18 protein-coding genes are annotated in these 21981 nt (G+C 40.1%); 11 read left to right on the top strand and 7 right to left on the bottom strand.

Features of this window, described 5'->3' with window-relative positions; translation table 11 throughout:
• Nucleotides 1-311 precede the first annotated feature (311 nt).
• The 4 genes from AX660_RS18525 to AX660_RS18510 all read left to right on the top strand — a co-directional run bounded on the left by AX660_RS18525 (nucleotide 312) and on the right by AX660_RS18510 (nucleotide 4868).
• Nucleotides 312-2216, top strand: coding sequence for an asparagine synthase-related protein (locus AX660_RS18525; protein WP_157884354.1), 1905 nt, complete (start codon nucleotides 312-314; stop codon nucleotides 2214-2216).
• Nucleotides 2217-2435: 219 nt separating this feature from the next.
• Nucleotides 2436-4103 carry an ABC transporter ATP-binding protein gene (locus tag AX660_RS18520; protein WP_068380323.1) on the top strand — a complete coding sequence of 556 codons (1668 nt, stop codon included), beginning with the start codon at nucleotides 2436-2438 and terminating at the stop codon, nucleotides 4101-4103.
• A 34-nt stretch (nucleotides 4104-4137) separates the two neighbouring features.
• Nucleotides 4138-4392 (top strand): PqqD family protein, encoded by a 255-nt coding sequence (locus AX660_RS18515; RefSeq protein ID WP_068380320.1) that lies wholly within the window; start codon nucleotides 4138-4140, stop codon nucleotides 4390-4392.
• 5 nt (nucleotides 4393-4397) lie between these two features.
• The gene (locus tag AX660_RS18510; RefSeq protein ID WP_068380317.1) at nucleotides 4398-4868 is read left to right on the top strand and encodes a lasso peptide biosynthesis B2 protein; all 471 of its coding nucleotides are present in this window, start codon (nucleotides 4398-4400) and stop codon (nucleotides 4866-4868) included.
• 1195 nt (nucleotides 4869-6063) lie between these two features.
• Here AX660_RS18510 and rfbD read toward each other — a convergent pair.
• From rfbD to rfbB, 4 genes are all read right to left on the bottom strand, one after another.
• Complete coding sequence (rfbD, locus tag AX660_RS18505) at nucleotides 6064-6939, bottom strand: dTDP-4-dehydrorhamnose reductase (RefSeq protein WP_068380314.1); 876 nt, start codon at nucleotides 6937-6939, stop codon at nucleotides 6064-6066.
• Between the two features lie 11 nt (nucleotides 6940-6950).
• Nucleotides 6951-7499: a dTDP-4-dehydrorhamnose 3,5-epimerase gene (gene rfbC, locus AX660_RS18500; protein ID WP_068380311.1), complete on the bottom strand. Its 549-nt coding sequence runs from the start codon at nucleotides 7497-7499 to the stop codon at nucleotides 6951-6953.
• A gap of 709 nt (nucleotides 7500-8208) precedes the next feature.
• Nucleotides 8209-9090, bottom strand: coding sequence for a glucose-1-phosphate thymidylyltransferase RfbA (gene rfbA, locus AX660_RS18495; protein ID WP_068380308.1), 882 nt, complete (start codon nucleotides 9088-9090; stop codon nucleotides 8209-8211).
• A gap of 564 nt (nucleotides 9091-9654) precedes the next feature.
• Entirely contained in the window at nucleotides 9655-10737 is a 1083-nt protein-coding gene (gene rfbB / locus AX660_RS18490; RefSeq protein ID WP_068380305.1) for a dTDP-glucose 4,6-dehydratase, read from the bottom strand.
• A 445-nt stretch (nucleotides 10738-11182) separates the two neighbouring features.
• Between rfbB and AX660_RS18485 the strand changes: the two genes are divergently transcribed.
• The 7 genes from AX660_RS18485 (at nucleotide 11183) to AX660_RS18455 (ending at nucleotide 19030) form a co-directional block, all read left to right on the top strand.
• Nucleotides 11183-11599, top strand: coding sequence for a 3-phosphoshikimate 1-carboxyvinyltransferase (locus AX660_RS18485; RefSeq protein ID WP_068380302.1), 417 nt, complete (start codon nucleotides 11183-11185; stop codon nucleotides 11597-11599).
• On the top strand, nucleotides 11596-12768 hold the full coding sequence (locus AX660_RS18480) for an outer membrane beta-barrel protein (RefSeq protein ID WP_068380299.1): 1173 nt from the start codon (nucleotides 11596-11598) through the stop codon (nucleotides 12766-12768). Before AX660_RS18485 ends, AX660_RS18480 begins: the two co-directional genes overlap by 4 nt.
• A gap of 17 nt (nucleotides 12769-12785) precedes the next feature.
• A complete protein-coding gene (locus AX660_RS18475; RefSeq protein ID WP_082769003.1) occupies nucleotides 12786-13361 on the top strand; it encodes a polysaccharide biosynthesis/export family protein in 576 nt (191 codons plus the stop codon).
• An 11-nt stretch (nucleotides 13362-13372) separates the two neighbouring features.
• The gene (locus AX660_RS18470; RefSeq protein ID WP_235594787.1) at nucleotides 13373-15595 is read left to right on the top strand and encodes a GumC family protein; all 2223 of its coding nucleotides are present in this window, start codon (nucleotides 13373-13375) and stop codon (nucleotides 15593-15595) included.
• A 720-nt stretch (nucleotides 15596-16315) separates the two neighbouring features.
• On the top strand, nucleotides 16316-16687 hold the full coding sequence (locus tag AX660_RS18465; RefSeq protein ID WP_068380292.1) for a GxxExxY protein: 372 nt from the start codon (nucleotides 16316-16318) through the stop codon (nucleotides 16685-16687).
• Nucleotides 16688-17215: 528 nt separating this feature from the next.
• On the top strand, nucleotides 17216-17935 hold the full coding sequence (locus tag AX660_RS18460; RefSeq protein ID WP_068380289.1) for a tyrosine-protein phosphatase: 720 nt from the start codon (nucleotides 17216-17218) through the stop codon (nucleotides 17933-17935).
• Nucleotides 17936-17968: 33 nt separating this feature from the next.
• Nucleotides 17969-19030 carry a nucleotidyltransferase family protein gene (locus AX660_RS18455; RefSeq protein ID WP_068380285.1) on the top strand — a complete coding sequence of 354 codons (1062 nt, stop codon included), beginning with the start codon at nucleotides 17969-17971 and terminating at the stop codon, nucleotides 19028-19030.
• A 47-nt stretch (nucleotides 19031-19077) separates the two neighbouring features.
• Here the strand turns inward: AX660_RS18455 and AX660_RS18450 are convergent, their stop codons facing one another.
• The 3 genes from AX660_RS18450 to AX660_RS18440 are packed head-to-tail and all read right to left on the bottom strand — an operon-like array spanning nucleotide 19078 to nucleotide 21959.
• On the bottom strand, nucleotides 19078-20349 hold the full coding sequence (locus AX660_RS18450) for an oligosaccharide flippase family protein (RefSeq protein ID WP_068380282.1): 1272 nt from the start codon (nucleotides 20347-20349) through the stop codon (nucleotides 19078-19080).
• A complete protein-coding gene (locus tag AX660_RS18445) occupies nucleotides 20350-21078 on the bottom strand; it encodes a WecB/TagA/CpsF family glycosyltransferase (protein ID WP_068380278.1) in 729 nt (242 codons plus the stop codon).
• Nucleotides 21066-21959 carry a glycosyltransferase family 2 protein gene (locus AX660_RS18440; protein WP_068380275.1) on the bottom strand — a complete coding sequence of 298 codons (894 nt, stop codon included), beginning with the start codon at nucleotides 21957-21959 and terminating at the stop codon, nucleotides 21066-21068. Before AX660_RS18440 ends, AX660_RS18445 begins: the two co-directional genes overlap by 13 nt.
• Nucleotides 21960-21981: the final 22 nt, after the last annotated feature.

The following is a 21981-nucleotide window of genomic DNA, read 5'->3' as shown; positions in this document are numbered from 1 at the left end:
ACTGCTTATTATCCCTGCAACACCGCTTAATCACTTGGCGTTATACAACTAAATTCATTAAAGCAATTATTATTCCAACTAATATATATCCTTATATTTCAAATAGATACAATTGTTAACTTAATGTTAACGGTCAAATATATGCTCTTTTTTACTTTGTCGAATGAAAAATGTAAAAAATACTGACGAAAACTGCACAAAAGCATTTTGTATTTTTACAAAATCGACAGGAAAATTGCAATTTTAGGTTAATTTTTGCAGTGCATTGATGCATGCTATTCATAACCGTCAAATACTCAATTTATAATCAAATGAAGCATTTGTTTGCCTATATAACATCCCTGTCATCAAACCAAACTCATAGCCAACAGTGGTTAACGGAGCGTATTGATAACAATAACGCAGGAATTGTATCTGAAATTTTTGCAACTAAAAACCCAGAGTTAACAATGGGATCGTTTTTTATTGGTGATAGATCAAATGTAAGCAATTCAAATACAAGCAATTTTTATGCATCTGAAGATGGCGATTGCATGTTATGCCACACCAATTTGAGCAATCCACAACCCTTAGGATCACTAACGGACCATAAGGGACTAAGCAAGGTGCAAAGTGCCACCACATTGGTGCAAAGGTTGACGAAACAGGGTGGTAACTTTATTCGTGGTCTCAATGGGAGTGCAGTTTATTTTGCTTGGGATCAGCAAAAGCGGCAACTACACGTAGGTAAAGATCCTCTAAATGCAACAGCCTTGTATTGGATGCATACACAAGGTGGCGTATTACTTTCAACGGATCTGCGGTTTTTGTCTTTAATTGCAGATAAGCCACTTACCTTATCCGAACAAGGGCTTGCCAGTTGGTTAGGCGGATTTCCTAACCCTGCGATTTCGCTGTTTAATGAAATCCATGTATTAGACAGTGGATATCGCCTTGAGATAGATAGTGCTCTTAGGCTTACTCAACATAAGTTTTGGGATATCGAACCAAGTAACAAAATCATTTATACCAATCCAGCAGATTATGCTGAGCAATTTCGCGCGTTATTAACTGATAGTGTTAACACAGCCTGCAACACAGATAAACCTATTGTTGCTTCACAAATGAGTGGGGGTTTAGATTCAACCAGCATTACCTCACTGGCTAACAACTTATTGCAATCGCATGGCAAACGGGTGCTGCCCTTGTCCCACTTATATTCTCAAGCTGAACGTTGTGATGAATCACTGTTGATCAAACACATGCTCGAATTCTTAAAAATAGAAGACAGTTTGCAACTCACCGTTGATGGTGCAGACGACAGAAATTTTTTAGACCTTTATCCCACTGCATTAGAAAGCCCAGGCACAGTATTGTCACCTCGCTATAAACATGAACTTGCTGCGGTTAAGGCTGCCGGTGCTGATGTTTTGTTATCTGGCAATGGTGGTGATGAAATGTGTTGGGGCCATAGTGTGGCCTACACCCAACGTTTGCGAGAGGGTGACTTTAGCGTTATTAAAGAGGTATTGCAGGCGAGTAAATTGTTAGGCATGTCACGTAAAAAAACGCTGACTAATTTATTTGTGAAGCCCTTTTTACCCGATATGTTATTGCGCATACTAGGTGCAAAACCCGCATCCGATATGACCACCGCTTTGCCATCGTGGTTAAGTGTAAAAGCCAAAGCTTTAGCACTTGAAGAAACCCAAATTGTTAATCCGTTTAATCAAAAGATTGATCCAATGGGATTCAATCGTTATCAAAGTCTAAAAACCACCGCAACTTATAATGCAATGAAATCTTACCAGCAATTAAGTCAAAATTTTGATGTTGCGGTAAGACATCCCTTTTTTAATACGGCATTGGCGGAGTTTACCTTTGCTGTGCCAGCCAAACAGTTAATCCAAGGTGCTTATCCTAAATGGTTGTTACGCCAGAGCATGACGACCCATTTGCCCGAAAGTGTATGTTGGAATATTAAAAAAATTACCTTTGATCAACACTTTGGCAATTTGGTGCGCGAAAATGCCGATGAAATTCGCCAACTTTTTCAACACGATACATTGACTGAATTAGAGCTGGTTGATCGCGATATATTACTCGCCGAATTTGAGCGGGTAGTGAATGATAGGAGTTACCCATTACACGTTGATTTGCTCTACGCAATTTTAACCTACACCTGGCTGAATACACATTTTCCTGAAAAGCAGATAAGAGCAGAAACTAGAAACTAGAAACTAGAAACTAGAAACTAGAAACTAGAAACTAGAAACTAGAAACTAGAAACTAGAAACTAGCAACTAGCAACTAGCAAAGAATTTAAAGCCAATGCAAGCCACGGTAGTGTTAGGTAATTAAATTTTTAATAAAACTGGCTGTTTGCAAAAAGTGCGTGATAACCTTTAAACCTTGACCAATACCTGACCGCCGTTAAATGGATTGATAGACCGAGCATGTTAAATAGTCTGAGAGTAGAGTACGGCCTAAAGGTATTTAAAGAGCATCAGTTAGCCTTTATTTTTGTCGTGTTTTTGATGTTGTGCGAAACCGCTGTGAGTCTGAGTGTGCCATTTTTTGCAGGTAAATATTCAGCCTATTTTATTGCCGAAAATCATGGCATCTCTAACAACCACACCTTGATATTGCTACTTTGGTTTGCCTTATTCGGCGTACACGCACTACTCCGTTTTTTATCAACTTATAATGTCAGTCTCATTGGTGCACGTTTAATGGCAGAGCTTAGCAGCCGTTTGTACGATCACATCCAAGTACTGCCCATGCAATATTTTAAAGAAAACAAACGAGGCGACGTGCTCTCCATGCTGAGCAATGATTTGGCCGTTATCAGCTTTTTTGCCTCTAGCGTATTAACCAATTTAGTTCCTAATGTACTGGTTTTAGTGGGCGCATCGATTTTGATGTTTAACATTGAGCCAAGTATCGCGATATTAATCTGCATATTTGTGCCGCTGATTTTTATCGTACTCAAGATAGTCAGCCGCGGCATGCAACCTATTTCACGAGCGTTGGTGCAAACTCAGGCAGATTCGTTAGCACTTGCCAGCGAAAACATCGGCGCTATTTCCCTAATTAAAGCGTTTAACAAAGAATCCTCGGAGTCTATTCGTTTTAAACGTAAAACCAGCGAGTTACTCGAATTACGTAGCCAGCAACTTAAATTACAGGCTTTATTGTCGCCTTTGGTGCAGTTTTTAGCCTCGACTGGCATTTTAGTTGTGGTAGTAGCAAGTTTTATACGCTTTCAAAATGGCTCGATCAGTATTCCGGATATGGTCAGTTTAATGTTGTACGGCTTGGTATTTACTCGGCCATTAGGATCATTAGCCAGTTTATATGGCCAAACTCAGCAAGTGATTGGTGCCTCAGAACGTTTACTTAAGTTTTATCATTTAGAGTCCGAACCTAATCACAGCCACAAAATCGATGCCAAGATCCAATCAGGCGATGTTCGTTTTGAAAATGTCTCGTTTTCATATCGCAATCGAGCTGAAGTACTAAAAGAAGTGAATTTTCACTTACCCGATAAACAAACCCTATTGTTGTACGGCGAAAACGGCGGGGGCAAAACCACCTTATTGCATTTATTAATGCGTTTTAACGAGCCTACATCAGGCAGAATTTTGCTGGATGGTATAGACATCGCACAAGCCAGCAATTCTTCGGTACGTAGCGCTATCGGCTTGGTATCACAAGATGTACTGTTATGTAATGGCACCATTGCTGACAACATTACTTATGGTGTCGTTAATCCAAGTAGCGAAAAAATGCGCGAAGCTTGTAAAGCCTCAGGGGCGGACCGGTTTATCCAGCACTTGCCTCACGGTTACAATACTCAGGTAGGAGAAGGCGGCGTATTGTTATCCGGTGGCCAAAAACAACGTATTTCTCTTGCCCGAGCCTTATTGTTAGAGCCTAAAATATTGCTACTCGATGAGCCCACTTCGATGTTAGATGATTTTTCCAGACAATCTTTTAAAGAAGAATTCAGTGGCTTGTTTAGCCGCTACAGCGTGATTTTGATTTCCCATGATCCCACTTTAAGCGATGTGGCCGACAAGGTTTACAAGCTAGAGTTGGGGCGACTTATCGCTGAAAACTAAACATAATATTCAACTACAAACCAAGGAGGAAGAGATGCAACTGGTACTAAAAGAGGGATTATTGATCCAAAAAGTGGTTGATGAACTGGTGATCTTAGAACCCCAATCAGGTGACTATTTTACTTTAAATAACATGGGAGCCTTGATGTTAGAAAAATTGCAAGCCGGCCAGTCTCATCAACAGATCGCGACACACATTAGCGCAGAATATGCGGTGGATACAGCGGTAGTAGAGCAAGATCTAAACGCCCTACTTACCCAACTAGCACAAGTAGGCTTAGCGAAATAAAGATAATGAACTCGCCACTTAAACAGCTATTTAAGTTGAGCCTTAAACAGCAAATGTTGGTGTGTTTGGCTTGGCTGCTGTTTATAGTGTGGCATGTAAAAATCTCTTATTTGCCTTATCGTTGGTGGAGCAAGTCGCTGAGCTCCCACGCTGATATTCAAACACAGCCCAATATTCATTTACCCGCGATGCAAATAGTCAATCTCATCGAAAAAGCAGCACGCCATCATTTTGTTAAAATAAACTGTTTACGCCGCTGCATGGTGCAAAAACAGCTCTTGCATCTTCACCATATCAATAGCCAACTGAGTATTGGAGTGAAAAAAGAACAAGGTAAATTCGCCGCCCACTGCTGGCTGGTGGTCAACAACCATATAATTAATGATTCAGCAGAAGAGACCAGTCGCTACGTTGAACTCAAACGCCTTCAAGCAGGCGAAAATCAAGATGCTGACATAGTTAAAAATTTAGTTTAAAAAGCAGATGCTAGATGCTAGATGCTAGATGCTAGTAAATAGTGTAAAGCCAAGGCCACAGCAAGAGATAAAGCTATTTACCACAGAGGTCACCAAAAAAAGCCCGTCGATGCCAAAAACAACACTGTAGGAGGTCCTTTAGGGCAGAACAACTATAAAACATAAAGCAAAGCTTCCCGGCTGAAGTCTGCTCTATCGTTCGTCATTCCTGCATGCTTTTAGCAGGAATCCACTAGCAACTAAATCAAACCGATTCCGGCTCAAAAGACCACCGGAATGACGAAGGGCCAAACCACAGCAAAAGATCGAAAGGCATCTAACCAAAGAGGCTACGCAACACAGAGAACAGCAAAAACCTGGGTGTTAAGAAAATAGTTTAAAAAACACAATATATTATCTTACCCAATATAATACGTTGCTTTGGCTAGATTCTAGTTTCTAGTTTCTAGCATCTAATTTCTGCTGTACATCTTAACCAATATCCCGCTTTTCCTCAGATTTCTCCGTGAACTCTGTGGTGAAAAGCCCTTATCTTTTGCTTTTATCTAGTTACTATTCAACACAGAGGTCAGCAAGTAAATCAAACCGATTCCGGCTCAAAAGACCACCGGAATGACTAAGGGCAAAACCACAGCAACAAATCTAAAGGCATCTAACCACAGAGGCTACGCAACACAGAGAACAGCAAAAACCTGGGTGTTAAGAAAATAGATTTTTAACTACCCCTACTGCTGATTTCAAACCAAGTCTATATATCGTCACTCCAGCCACTAAAATCGACCCTGCTCTATCTATCGTCATTCCTGCATGCTTTTAGCTGGAATCCACTAGCAACTAAATCAATCCGATTCCGGCTAAAAAGACCACCGGAATGACGAAGGGCCAAACCACAGCAAAAGATCTAAAGACATCTAACCGCAGAGGCTGCGCAACACATAGAACAGCAAAAGATCTAAAGGCATCTCACCACAGAGGCTGCGCAACACAGAGAACAGCAAAAGACTTGGTTTTAAGAAAATAGTTTAAAAAACACAATATATTATCTTACCCAATATAATACTTTGCTTTCGCTAGATTCTAGTTTCTGCTGTACATCTTAACCAATATCCCGCTTTTCCTCAGATTTCTCCGTGAACTCTGTGGTGAAAAGCCCTTATCTTTTGCTTTTAACTAGTATCTAGTCGCTAGTATCTATTTACTGCTCTTGTCTGCTCTTAAGCTCATCCAACATATTTGCAAGCTGAGTACGCCAATGGATCGTTTGCATATTCACTGATGCCTCTGCAGTAGTTTTATCAATAACTGAAAAACTGGGACGTTTTGCCGGTGTAGGATAAGCACTGCAAGGTATTGGGCGAACCGGGATCTTCTCGGTCAGCAAGCCTTTTTCTAAACCAAGCTCCTGAATCGCCATCGCAAAGTCATACCACGACGCTACACCTGCATCGGTCCAGTGAAAAACTCCACTTACTGCGGGTTGAGCTGCAACAGCCCATAACCAACGAGCTAAACCTGCCGCCCAAGTCGGTGTACCAACTTGATCGTAAACAATGCCCAGTTGGGGTTTTTCGGCCATAAAACGCAGCATAGTTTTGACAAAATTATTACCATGAACCGAATAAACCCAGGCAGTCCTTACTATCACTGAATCTGGCAAAATTGTTTGTACAGCCAGATCACCCGCCAGTTTTGAGGCCCCATAAACACTCAGTGGATTGGTTAGGTCATCGGTCTGATAGGGAGTGGTTTTGCTGCCATCAAATACAAAATCTGTGGAAACATGTAACAATCGGCAATTGTTGGTTTTGCAAGCTTGTGCAATGTAAGTAGCGCCTTTTTCGTTAACTGCATAGGCAGTCGTTTGATCGGTTTCGGCTTTATCCACCGCAGTGTAAGCGGCGGCGTTGATCACAACATCAGGCTTATGCAGGGCAATAATTTGCTTGACCGCAGTAGCATCACTTATATCTAGCTCAGCCCGGCCCAACAGCACAAGCTCAATATTTGCAGGGCAATGTTGAGCTAATTCCCAGGCAAGTTGCCCACCTTTACCCGTAACTAATACTTTCATTAAATGAGTCTCTACTTAAACTTAGGCGCATCGGCAAACGCCGTGCCCGCGATATCTTTAGCCGACAAATTGGGTTGTTTTCCATCAACTAAGGGCCACTCAATACTTAAACTTGGGTCATCCCACTTAATTGCCACTTCAGATTGTGGATGATAATAATCGCTGCATTTATAAACAAACTCAGCCGTTTCACTAGTGACATAAAATCCATGAGCAAAACCGGGTGGCACCCATAATTGACGATTGTTTTGTGCTGATAATTCAATGCCAAACCACTGACCAAAGGTTGTTGATGATTGGCGTAAATCAACCGCTACGTCAAAGACAGAGCCCTGCACTACTCGCACTAATTTACCTTGAGTATGTTCAAGTTGATAATGCAAACCACGCAAAATACCTTGAGCCGATTTGCTGTGATTATCCTGCACTAAAGGCAATGAACCCGTTTGCTCTGTAAAAAAATCACTGCGGTAGGTTTCCATAAAAAACCCGCGCTCATCACCAAATACCTTGGGCTCAAATATCAATACATCGTTTAACTTGGTTTTAATAACGTTCATTGTTTACCTTTATTTTAAAAACAGTAAAGACAGATTAATCAGACAATGCAGAATAAGCAGATAATAGCAGTAAAAGCATCTTACCATAGAGGCTGTGCGGCACAGAGAACAGCAAAAAACAGGGTGTTAAGAAAACAGACTTTGCTGCTTTCAAACCAAGTCTACATATCGTCACTGCAGCCACTAATATCATCATCCCTGTTCTACCTAACGTCATTCCTGCATGTTTTTAGCAGGAATCCACTAGTGACTAAAACAACCCGATTCCGGCTAAAAAGACCACCGGAATGACGCAGTGAAAGACACTAAGGTCTTATTCTTAACCAACACCATTCTTTGTCTTTTCCTCCGTGTTCTCTGTGACCTTAGTGGTTCAAATGGATCTTCCAGACTGTAGGAGGGACTTTAGTCCCGAAGCTCTTTTTTAAAAGATTCGCAGCTAAAGCAGCTCCTACTTTGTTGTCTTACCCATCTATACTTTTTTCTCTGTGAACTCTGTGGTAAAACCACTTTTGTCTTTTGCGCTTAACTAGTTTCTAGTCACTGCTCTTATCTGCTTATTCTGCTTATTCTGCTTTGTCTGCTCTTATCTGCTTATTCTGCTTATTCTGCTTATTCTGCTTTGTCTGCTTATTCTGCTTTGTCTGCTTATTCTGCTTTGTCTGCTTATTCTGCTTTGTCTGCTTTGTCTGCTTTGTCTGCTCTTAAGCTACTTATATCCATCAGCTACTTTAAGCAAATATTGGCCGTAACCCGTTTTGGCCAAACCTTCGCCGCGTTTTATTAATTGCTCAGTGTTGATCCATTTTTGGCGATAAGCGATTTCTTCTAAACAAGCTACTTTTAAACCTTGGCGGTGTTCAACGGTTTGTACAAATTGTCCCGCTTCTAGTAGCGAATCATGAGTGCCGGTATCTAACCAGGCAAATCCACGACCTAACAACGATACGTTTAACATACCCTTTTGCATATAAGCCAAGTTAACGTCGGTAATTTCTAATTCACCGCGATGTGATGGTTTGATATTTTTTGCAATTTCTACCACTTGGTTGTCATAAAAATACAGGCCAGTCACCGCATAATTGGATTTAGCTTTAGCCGGTTTTTCTTCAATGCTAATGGCTTTGCCGTGTTCATCAAAATCAACTACCCCAAAACGCTCTGGATCATTGACGTGATAACCAAATACCGTGGCACCAGTTTCAACTTTAGTGGCATCTTTAAGGTAGTCAGAGAAATGCTGACCATAAAAAATGTTGTCGCCCAAAACCAAGGCCACATTGTCACTACCGATAAATTCTTCGCCAATGATAAAGGCTTGAGCCAAACCATCGGGAGTCGGCTGAATCGCGTATGAAATCGCAATGCCATAGGCACTACCATCGCCCAACAACTTCATAAAGTTGGCTTGATCTTCTGGTGTGGTAATAATTAATACGTCGCGAATACCTGCCAACATTAAGACCGACAAGGGATAATAAATCATCGGTTTATCGTAAATAGGTAACAACTGCTTTGATGTACCCTGAGTGATGGGATGCAAACGAGAACCCGATCCACCAGCTAAAATAATACCCTTATACTTTGCCATTTCCCTTCCTTATTAAATTACAAAATCAGTAAATAGTGACTAGATGCTAGTGGCTAGTGGCTAGTGGCTAGTAAAAACTACAGCAACAACAAACGATAAAGCTATTCACCACAGAGGTCACCGAGTAAAAGCAATTTGGAGCGGCTACGCCGAAAGCCACATCAAAAGACACTTGAACCACAGAGGCTACGCTACACAGAGAACAGCAAAAACCTGGGTGGTAAGAAAATCAAACCAAGTCTATATATCGTCACTGCAGCCACTAATATTGACCCTGCTCTATCGATCGTCATTCCTGCATGCTTTTAGCAGGAATCCATTAATGAATAAAACAACCAAATTCCGGCTCAAAAGACCACCGGAATGACGCAGTGAAAGACATTAAGGTCTTATTCTTAACCAATAGCGCTTTGTCTTTTCCTCCGTGTACTCTGTGATCTCTGTGGTTCAACGCCGTTTATCTTTTGCTTTTTCTTAACCTCAGCTTTCTCTGTGCACTCTGTGGTAAAAAGCTCTTGCTCTGGCTTTTACTAGTTTCTAGCATCTAGTCACTAGTATCTGCTCTCAAGCGCCTAATCTATCTAACTTATACGCACCGCTTAATACACGTTGCCACCAGTCTTGATTGTTTAAATACCACAATACGGTTTTACGAATACCCGACTCAAAGGTTTCGAGTGGTGCCCAACCTAATTCACGTTGAATTTTGCTGGCATCAATGGCGTAACGTGCGTCGTGGCCGGGGCGGTCTTTCACAAACGTTACCAACTCACGATAATCATTTATGCCCTCAGGTTTATTAGGTGCCAGTTCATTGAGCAAATCACAAATGGTTTCTACTACCTGCAAATTACGTTTTTCGTTGTGCCCACCAATGTTATAGGTTTCGCCAATCTTGCCTGACTTAACCACCACATATAAGGCACGGGCATGATCTTCTACAAACAACCAATCTCTAATTTGGCTGCCGTCACCATATACAGGTAATGCCTTGCCCGCTAAGGCATTCAAAATAATATGTGGCACCAGTTTTTCAGGAAAATGATAAGGGCCATAATTATTTGAGCAATTGGTGATTACAGTGGGCAAACCATAAGTACGTTGCCATGCGCGCACTAAATGGTCCGAACTAGCCTTGCTTGATGAATAAGGCGAACTCGGTGCATAAGGCGTTTCTTCGGTAAATAAAGGTAATTCTGTGCCAGCTGGGTGCTCATTGGGGTGAGGTAAATCACCATACACTTCATCGGTCGAAATATGATGAAAAATAAAGCCTGCTTTTTTATCGCCTGTTAGGTTTTGCCAATAGGCTCGGGCCGCATCCAATATAGTATAAGTACCCACCACGTTGGTTTGAATAAATTCCCCTGGGCCATCAATCGAGCGATCAACATGTGACTCAGCCGCCAAATGCATCACCGCGTCGGGCTGGTGTTGCTCAAATACCCGTTTCACTTCTAGGGCATCACAAATATCGACTTGTTCAAAAACATAACGTTCAGACTGCAATTCACTAGGGATAGACTCTTTATTACCCGCATAAGTCAGTTTATCCACATTAACAACACTGTCGTTCGACGAGGCTAAAATATGCCTAACTACCGCACTACCAATAAAACCAGCGCCACCTGTTACCAAAATTTTCATGAAACTTCCCTACACACGAACATTGTTATCAAAAATTACCCAGCGCATAAGTCTAATCAAAGTTCACGCCAAGCTAAACACTTGAAACCAATAAAATCCATAATTATGCGTATATTAAGTGAGGACAGGCAAATTAGTATTAATTTTTAATGACAAGCTACTTTTCATCGTCCCTTTGCGATAACCTGCCGCGCAAAATTTGCACTATTTTACCGCATACAGTATTCATTTGGTGCATTGATTTTTAAGCAAATGTAGCAAAATCAATACTACGCTGGTTTGTAATTTAAAGTTAAGGGCATAACTAAGCTTATTTTGGCTAAATGCGTTTTCGGCACAATAAATGTAAGGTAGTATAAAAGGCCTTGCAAAAACGTCTGTGAATGGAAAGATTCTGATAATTTAAAGTCATAAAATATTATCAGTACGGCTTAGGGTTAGTTGAATGGAAACACAAAATTCAAAGATAAAAGACGAAGTTGCAATTAAAAATCTGTTAAGTCGCATGCCTGATGCTGTAGCAAATAGCTTTACAGATACACAATTAATGCATTTGAAATTGGCTATTGGTGCCCGGCAATGGGGCAAACATAAGGTCGATTTCAGAGGTACATTTCCTGTGCCATTTGTACGTAGTAAGATTTACTACGTATTTTTAATGGGCCGCAACCATCGTGATTTATCTCGTAGAGAGCAACTTATCTCTGCATTAACCTTAGCGCTGTTTGTTACTTTATTTATTACCGTTTCAGTTTTGTTTGGCATCCTCGTGTTGTATTTACTTAAATCCGCACTGGGCATAGATATTTTTAAAGGGTTTTCTTTCGGAATTTGGACTTGGTTTAAAGGGTTATGGACATGATCAAAATAAAAAAATGGCTTTTGGTATCCGGCATAGTAAGTGCCAGCACCTTGTTATCTCATCAGGCTTTGGCACAAGAAGCCGGCTTTTCTGCCGCAGTAGATTCGCGTTTAACTTACGACGACAACATATTACGCACTGCCGATGACTTTGCCCAAAGTGATACCAGTTTAGTGGTAGCGCCAGAACTTACCTTAGCCGGCATACTGGGTAAACAACGTTTTGCAGCGGTTTACAAAGGTGAATACGCTAAATATGCCGACAATGGCGACGTAGATTATACCGACCACGATATATTGGTGCGTGCCGATCTTGATCACTCCAACCGTTTAACTTCTCGTTTTGATTTACGCTATCTGGATAAACATGAAGATTTTGGCGACATCAGTAATATTTTTACTAACCTGACTGAATTTAACCACTTTACCCAAACAGACATTAACGCACGTTTAGCTTATGGCCGTGACGATAGCTTTGGCCAGATTGTATTGGGTTTAGGCCACAGCGACAAAGAATATGACAATAACGATCAAGAGTTTCGCAGCCATGATCGTGACCTAGCATCTTTAGCTTTTTATTACCGTATTGCACCGCGCACTCGAGTATTGGCCGAGGTGGTATATCAAGATTATAGTTACAACCCCGATGCCGGTTTTATTGATTTAGACAATGAATATGTGCGTTACCAGGCGGGTATTGAATGGGCTTTAACCAACCAGTTAGAAGGTACAGTAAAGGTCGGTTATCAAGACCGTAATTATAAGCTAGATACCTTAAATGATATTGATGGTTTAGCTTACGAGGCCAGCATTGATTACACCCCTAATACCTTTACCACGATTAATTTAGCGGCAAAACGTGAAAGTTTAGATTCGTCTTTAGCAGGTGCAGGCGGCTTTTTACGTACCAGTTACAGCATTGCTGGCAAACATGGTTTAACCGAATTATTAAAACTAGATGGCCAAGTTTATTACGCCAAAGACGATGGGGTATTTGGTGGCACACGCCAAGATAAACGTTTGCGTACTCAAATTGGCCTAATTTATAGCGCCTTACATTGGGTGGACGTTGGTGTTAATTATAGTTATGAAGATCGTGACTCGACTAACGTACTTGCCGATTATAAATCCAATAGTATTAACCTAACGCTAAAAGTCGCTTTTAACTAAGGTATAGAGAGGGATCTATGTTACAGCAGTTGAACAAACCACAATCCAGCCTATGGCAGACTGTGTGGTGTTTTAGAACGATAATGGTTTTGTTAATGTTAGCTATTACCGCACCCAGTTATAGCCAAGCCCTTAGTCAGTATCGCTTGGGGGCCGATGACGAAATTTCGGTCAGTGTATTTAACGAGCCTGACTTAAGCCTAACTAAAACCCGCGTATCGGCCAATGGCAGTATATCCATGCCGCTCATTGGCCAAATCGTGGTTAAGGGCTTAACCCTAGACGAGGTCGAACTTAAAATCACTAAATTGTATTTAGGTGATTACCTTAAAAAACCTGATATTACCGTGGCCATAGTGGAATACCGCCAGTTTTATGTAAATGGCGAAGTCAACAAACCCGGTGGTTATAGCTATCGTGAGGGCATGACTATACAACGGGCTGTGTCGCTAGCGGGCGGTTTTACCGAAAGGGCATCTCGCAGCAAAATTAAACTCATGCGCGAAAACAATAGCCAAAACGTAAACAGCGTGGATCTAAACACTCCCGTAATGCCCGGTGATGTGATTACCGTTGAAGAAAGCTTTTTTTAAGGATGAAAAACGTGGCAGCAAGTAATACACCCGCAAACCAGTTGCACACAGCTGACGAAGATACCATCGACTTAAGCCAGTATTGGCGCATTGTTTTAAGGCGTAAATGGAGCATAGCTTTAGTTACATTGTTGTTTTTTGTTTTGGGTTTGTTTATAGCGATTAAATCAACGCCCATTTACCAGGCTAGCGCTAAAATTCAGGCTGATCCTGTGCAACCCAATGCTACCGCCAGTGACCAATACATCATGAATTCCATGGTGTTTTTGTTTTACGAAACTCAATACGAAATTATTCAATCACGTAAAATTGCCGAAACCGTAGTCGATAAACTCAACTTGGTTGAGCGTTATAGACAAGAGCAAGCACAGTTAAAATTGTTGGGTGAAGAAACGAGTTTAATCAGTGAGCTTAAAAATAGCATCAAAGGTTTGCTCGCAAGTGACGACGAGGCACAAACTGAACAAGTGCCAATGACCGACGAGCAACTGCGTATTATGCTGGCCTATGGCATACAAGCCATGTTATCGGTAGAAGGTGGTATGCAAAGCCAAATCATTAATATAGCCTATCAGTCAGATGACCCTGAAGAAGCCGCCGAAGTAGTTAATGCCATTGCTGATGCCTATATCGAGTTTGGTCTCGAATCGCGTTTAGGTACCTTAAAAGATACCGCCAAATGGTTAGGTAACCAGTTAGATGAATTAAAAGCCACATTGCAAGCCTCTGAAGACAAACTAGCTGCTGTACGCAATAGCTCGGGGTTAATGGACAGCGAACAACAAGCGCGTATTGCTAATACGCAATTATCTAACCTGAATACCGAGTTGGTGCGGGCGCAAACCTTGTTATCACAAGCGCAAGAAATGTACAGCCAAGTGCAAAAGCTCGATCGCAGCAAGGGCGATTATTTGTCACTAGGGCCGGTATTACAAAACCAAACCATACGTGATTTAGTGCGTGAAGAGTCTAACCAAAAACGTGCGGTCGAAGAGTTGGCCGAACGTTATGGCGAAAAACACCCCAAACTCATTGCCGCCCGTTCAGATTACAGTGGTGCAGTAGCAAACATTAATCGTGAAGTGGATAAAATTGTCGAAAACATCGCCAAAGAATATCGCCTGGCCCAAGTGCAGCTAGAAAACGTAAAAGAACTGACAGCAAAAACCAAAAATGAATTGCAAAGTTACCAGGGCAGTAGCTTTGAGATTACCCGTTTAGAGCGTGAAGTAGAAAACAACCGCCGAGTTTACGAATCGTTTTTAGGCCGTTTGATGGAGGCCGATGTATCGGGTGATTACGATGCATCTAACGTGCGTATTATCGACAGAGCGACCGTGCCTGTATTCCCGATAAAACCCCGAGTCAGTTTAATCGTCGCCGCTGCATTAATGGCTGGTTTATTTTTTGGTGTAGTGCTGGCTTTTTTACGCGAGGCACTGGGCAATGTTTTCAGAACACCCGACCAAATCGAAGAGCAATTACAAATACCGTCCTTAGGTATTACGCCTTTAGTTAAAAATACCAAAACCTCAGTCGCACCTGAAAAACAATATTTGGCTGATCAACGCTCTACCTTTGCCGAGGCCATAAACACCATACGTACCGGTTTATTATTTAGTGATATCGACAACCCACCACAAACTGTATTGATTACCTCTACCGTGGGCAGCGAAGGCAAGACCACCTTAGCGATTAACTTGGCAGTGGCCTTTAGCCAATTAGATAAAACATTGTTGATAGAGCTCGATTTACGCAAACCCGCTATCGCTAAAGATTTAGGCTTTAAAAACAAAAAAGGCTTAAGCGATATACTAGGCGGCGCGGAGTTAAACAGTGATGTATTAAACCAGCTGGAAGGCGCAGCAAATTTAGACGTAATCACCTGTGGCACCATACCACCAAACCCAATGGAATTGTTGTCGTCTAAACGCTTTGCCAAGCTCTTAGATAGCTTAAAAACCCAATACAGCCATATCGTGATAGATAGCCCACCTACCCTGCCAGTAAGCGACGCGGCAGTATTGTCTAAGCTAGCCGATTGCACAGTAGTAGCAGTAAAAGCCGAAGGCACCAAAATCAACATGGCCAAAGAAACAATCGCTCGTTTACGTAAGGTAAATGCCAACATCACCGGCATAGTGCTAACCCAAGCCTCACCGCAAAAAATGAGCTACTACGGCGCCCATTATTACCAAGAAGGCTATTACGGAGTGGATCCAAAACAAGCGTAGAGCGACAGCGAACAGCCTTTTCACCACAGAGCCCACCGAGTAAAACAACTCGGTGCGGCTATGCCGAAAGACACAAACCACAGCAAAAAGCTATTCACCACAGAGCCCACCGAGACAATCCAAAGTTAAAAGCGAAAGACAAAGCGATCTCTCCACAGAGGACACAGAGTATTCGAGTCGTAAAATCAACAGACCAAAACAAAAGCGGTTTGCCAAAGAGAACAGGAAAATCAAGGTGATCTTAACCATAATCCTTATTAGCATTTCCACCTCGAACTCCGTGGTTCAAATTAGCTTTTAAGGCTTAGAGCGATTTCACCAGAGCAGTAGAAATCCCAAAAAAAAGAATATTCACCACAGAGGACACAGAGTATTCGAGTCGTAAAATCAACAGACCAAAACAAAAGCGGTTTGCCACAGAGCGCTACGCTCCCCGAGAACAGCAAAATAATGTGATGTTAAGAAACGGAACTAAGAAAAACATGTTTGGATCTTAACCAAATTTCTGCTTATCTAAGTCTCTGTGTTTATTAGCTTTTGGAGTTTCTTACCCAGTCAACTCTCTGTGAGCTCTGTGGTTCAAATGCTTTTGTCTTTCGGCGCAACCGCTTAGTTATCCCTCTGTGGCGAAGTAATCTCTTTATCTTTGTCGTTTTCTTGCCTAAGTACATACGCTGACCAATACTCTTTTTCTATTGGCTGGCAACTAAGGATGGACTCATGGAAAAGGACCTTTTAACCCAAAAAGTAATCGGTGCTGCGATAGAAGTTCATAGGCATTTAGGACCTGGTTTATTAGAATCTTGTTATGAGCAATGCCTCATTTATGAGTTACAAAAATTAGAATTAGATGTACTAAATCAGGTATGTTTACCCGTCAACTACAAAGAGTTGGAGATTGAAGGCGGTTTTAGGATCGACCTGTTAATTCCTAATAAATTAGTTATAGAAATCAAAGCAGTAAATGAATTGATGCCTGTTCATACTGCTCAATTACTTACCTACATGAAGCTAGCGGGCATACATAAAGGCTTACTGATCAATTTTAATTCAACCAAATTAATAAATGGGGTGAAACGTTTAATACTCTGATTCATTAATGTCATAACCCAAAATTCCTCTGTGACCTCTGTGTTTATTAGCTTTTATCATCTAAAAAGACAAAGCAATTTCACCACAGTAGTAGAAATCCCAAAAAAAAAGAATATTCACCACAGAGTACACTGAGTACAACAAACTTGTGCGGCTGTGCCGAAAGTCTAAAGCAAAAATATTTGAACCACAGAGCGCTGCGCTACACAGAGAAAAGCATAAACGATTGGGGATAATACAAGCTCGAAATTTGAGCACAGCCAATGTCATGCAGGTTTAAAGTCTTAACCAATATCCTGTCTTGTCTTTCCCTCTGCGCCCTCTGTGGTGAAAGCTCTGTCTTTTAATCTTTACTTCTTATTACTCCGTGAGCTCTGTGGTTAAACTGCTTTTGCCTTATGCTTTTTCTTAACCAGTCAACTCTCTGTGTGCTCTGTGGTGATTAGCCGTTTCTTTTAATCTTAACTTCTTATTTCTCTGTGTACTCTGTGGTAAATTGTCTTTAGTATTTTTAAGGAATGAAAAGCAGTGATTGATATTCATAGCCATATTTTACCTGGGGTTGACGACGGGGCTCGTACCTTAGACGAGGCACTCGACATGCTGCGCATGGCCGTTGATACCGGTGTGACTATTCAAGTACTTACACCCCATATTCACTATGGCCGCTATGAAAACCAAAAAGCCGATCTACAGCAGCGCTTTGCTGTTTTTCAAGACCAGGTAGACAGCGCCAATATAAAGATAGGTCTGCAGCTTGGCAGTGAAGTACGCATTGGCACCGAGATAATGCAACTAGTAGCGCAAGATGCCATCCCTACCCTAGGGGTGTATAACGGTAAAAAAACCTTCTTATTAGAATTTCCCCGTATCGACGTACCAGTAGGTTACGAAAACTTAGTGAAATGGTTAATCAATAAAAACTATTTACCTATTATTGTGCATCCCGAACGTAACCAAACCTTTGTACGTTTGCCGCAAAAACTCAAAATTTTGACTGATATGGGTTGCCCCTTACAAATCACCGCTAGCAGCTTAACGGGCTTATTCGGTGAAGAAGCACAGCAGAATGCAGAGTTACTGTTACAAGAGGGCAGAGTGAGCGCTATCGCCTCTGACTGTCATAATTTAAAAGGCCGCAAGCCTAACTTAAATGAAGGTGTGCTTGCTGCTCAATCATTAATTGGCGCTAGTGTTGCAGAAACACTAGTAACTACAGTACCCAATCAGTTGATCGCAAATGTTTAATGCCTTAGCCATTTTGAAATCAAAGTAGATAGTATGCGTGACGATGTAATAAACACCTTAGAGGTTTTTAGGTATGCCTGTAGTCATCAATCCCAGCATGTAATTTGGGATCAGCAGGCCCTTAAGCGCATAGAAAAACAACTGTTAATTAATCCTAAGCTAGACCGCTTACATGCCCTTATTTATCAAAATGCCATTGAGCGTAATCAACTAGCTTGGTTTGATGCTAGTACGCAAACAATATTGAAAAAAACGACCTATTCAATAGTGGCAGATATTGCTGCTAAACGTGCTTTTATCCAGCAACTTGCTGCTGCGCTTGAGCACAAAAACATAGCGATAATACTGTTAAAAGGTATGGCATTTAACGACGTTTTATATCCAACTGCAGCCCCAAGAGGAACATCAGATATTGATATACTGATTAAGCCGGCGGATAAAGAAAATTTTGAGTTAGTGTTAAAAGAATTAGCCAAGCCAGTAAAGTTAGACAATGAACATCCATTTGATGGCTTATATGAACAGAGTTGGATTGTATTAGCGGGAGCAAACCAGTTTATTGATGTTCACACCTCTCTGACAAACCCCTTACTGTTTAATGTTAACTACGATATGTTATGGCAAACAAGTTATAAACACCCCACTTACCAGTCTGAAAACGTCAGACTAATGGATAATGAAAATACTTATGCCTATCTCATTACCCACATGATTAATGACACTAATTTTTATCATTATAATCTTATTGATATACATGAATTGTTGGCCAAGAATACGCTTCAGCCCATAATAGTAGAGCAAGTTATAAGAGAGTGGGGAGTAAGCAAAGCTTCTAAATATGTGCGATTGAGTGCTGAAACTCACCTGTTGACTAATTTTGACCCGAAATATAGTGCAAGTGATAAGGGAGGTTTTTTCGATAGTTTTAATTGGTTTTTTGTTAAGCAAGTTATGCTTGTTTCTGCATCTGACAAAAGTGTTTTACAACGTATAAAGCAGATAGTTACTTATTTTTTGTTTGTAGATAGTACTAAGAATGTTCTGAAGCTCATTAAAAAATACCTACTTATTCGGTTTACGTCACGACATATTTAGACAGGTTTTTTGGTCTGTGCAAAGTAGGTCCTTATGATTAAAATATCTTATGGAAGAAATGTCCAAAATCCCAATCTACGTTTTACTACGTAAACGGCTGCCAAGTTAAAGCTAATAAGTCCAATTGAAGTAGCAATTGCTGCACCTACCACAGAAAACAAATTAACTAAAATTAGTGACAGTATTACAGTACACATGCCGCCAAAAATATATAATTTCATAAAATCTTTGTAGTGCCCCGACATATTTAAAATGTAACCAACCGACCCGGTTAGCACATTGATATATTGTCCTATCGCCATAATCACAAATAATAAACTGGCTTCACTATATTCAGGACCAAATAATTGAAGAATGAGATCGGAATATATACATATTATAAGAATGGCCGGAGTCACAAGAAGAAATAGGTAAATTGTGGACTTAAATGATAGTTCTCGCATGCTTTGAATATCTTTATTGTTCCATAATTTCGAATAACGTCGCGCATTCACCATATTAACAACCATAAGTGCAAAGCCGATTAACATTGATAATCTTTGTGCGGTTGAGAAATAAGCTACTTGTGTTGAAGCTAAAAATATTCCAGAGACTAAAACACCAGACCACTGCATTAACAAAGCCATAGTAGAAGATATCCACAATTTAGTGCTATCTCTTGATATTTCCTCTTTATTAAGAGTGTAATTTTTTTCGATTGTAAGTGTTCGAAAGCTTTTATAAAAAAAATAGGTAGCAAATAAATAAATTAGAAAAGCCGACGACAGATATATTATTGATAATAGATTAACGTCTATCTCAACTTCTAATACGAAATAGGCGCTCGTTGAAGCCAATAAAAAGATAACCGATATGCCTAAATTTTGGAAAAAACCAGTTAAAAATAATTTGTTTAGACCTTGTGATATTTGGCTAATTAAGAAAGAAATCGAAATAAATGGTATGGATATTAGAAATATTAGAAGTACATTAGATAATTCAATTTTATTAAAAACGGTAGTAGCTAAAAAATCTTTAAAAATAAGTAAAGTTATCGTCCCTATTACAGAAAATATAATCACTTTTTTAAGTGCGTATTTAACGATAACCTGGGATTTTATCTCTCTAACGTCAGAAGATACAACTCGTAAAATAATGTTATCAAAGCCCATACGAAACATATAACTGATAACAGTTACAATGGCTAAACAAAGGAGAAAAGCGCCAGCTGAATCGGATGATAAAAACCGAGTCACCAGTAAGGTCAGGAAAAAACCTGAAGTTGCTGAAAATAGTTTTACTAAAGCAGCAATAATAAATGATTTGTTAATTTTTGGCATTTATTTTCTTCTAAATGAATGTCGCAACACAAGAATGAAAATATAAGGGCCATCAATTAAGTATCTTTTCCATAAACGCTTTGGAGATTGAAGTAATCTGAATGCCCACTCTAAACTTAGTTTTTGAATTATTTTTGGAGCACGCTTTTCTGCTCCAGAAAGAAAGAGAATCGAAGCGCCAACACATAAAAATTCACCTTTCACACCAGCATCTCGTAATGCTAATGCCAGTTTTTCCTGTTGGGGTGAGCCAACACATACAAAGTACAATGAATTGGGATATGTTAAACACTTTGTCACTATGCTGGTTATTTCATCGGGTCTATTAATAAAGCCAAAACTTGGTTCGATATGGGTGATTGTCCGCGTTCTATATTTTTCTTTGACAGCTAAAATATCATTTTCTGTTGCACCAATAATCACTACGTTTTTCTTTTCTGTATCAAGCCTTTCAAAAATACATTGCGTTAAGTCACTACCTGGTACCACATTATGAATTTTATTATTGGATAAAAGTTTAAGTATTCTACTGTCATTTAGATATATATCTGCTTTGTCGTAAACCTCTCTAAATGAAGGTTCTTTATGATAGCGAACGATATGGTCTACATTTGGCGTTACTAATATTTTATTGGAAAATTCACCTGAAAATAATTTATCAATTACTTTTTCAATGGGAACATCAGAAATGTTTAGGCCTAAAAAATGTGTCATTACTATTTCTTCCATCTTTTAACCTTGGTTTTTAGTCCTACAAAAATCCCATGAATTCCAGAGAATATATTTTTCATACTCTTTCTTTCTACTATGATATGAACTCCCATTAATAAAAAAGCAGATAAAAGAGTAAAGCCTAAGCCGTAAAATTTTTTATTATATAAAATAGCCGCTTTATTTCTCATGAAATGATAGGTTGGACTTCTGCCACCGGAACCACCAGAGCCTAAATGGAATACATAAGATGTTGGTGCGACTATAATTTTCCAGCCAAAATTTCTAGCTCTTTTTTGCCAATCAACTTCTTCAGAATACATAAAGTACATTTCATCCATTAAGCCTACTTCATCGATGAATTGTTTTGTTAAAAGTAAACTGCAGCCCATAATATAATCGGGTGAAAGGTCTGAATAACTTATTATGGCATCCTTGTCTTCACCCTTTAAATAGAGTTTTGCTTTTCCTAGTAATGGATAGACGATACCACCACCATAACACTCTAATTTACCATCTGAACTGCGCAAAATAACTGAGCCAACGATACTCTTGTTGTTTTGGTCGATGTATTCAAGCATTGGGGCTAGTGCATTCGATTCTAGATAGCAGTCGTTATTTAGGATCCATATCTTTTTATACTCGAAATGAGTATTACAATAGGCTATGCCAAAGTTATTTCCCCCACCGTAACCATTATTCTCATGATTAGAAATGAGAATTACTTTACCTTGTACATTCTGCTCGTTAATCCATTGTTCGATTTTCTTTGCAGACTCATTTGGAGATGCGTTATCGACTATTAATATTTTATCAGTGTTGGTATATTTTAATACTGACTCAACACATTTGATTGTTGAACTGTAGTCCATCCAATTTAAAATAAGTGAGATAATCACAATGTTGCACCTTTAGCTAATT

The sequence above is a fragment of the Paraglaciecola hydrolytica genome (assembly GCF_001565895.1).
Lineage (GTDB): Bacteria > Pseudomonadota > Gammaproteobacteria > Enterobacterales > Alteromonadaceae > Paraglaciecola > Paraglaciecola hydrolytica.
Note: the sequence above shows the minus strand (reverse complement) of the source record. Positions and strands in the feature narration are given on the sequence as shown.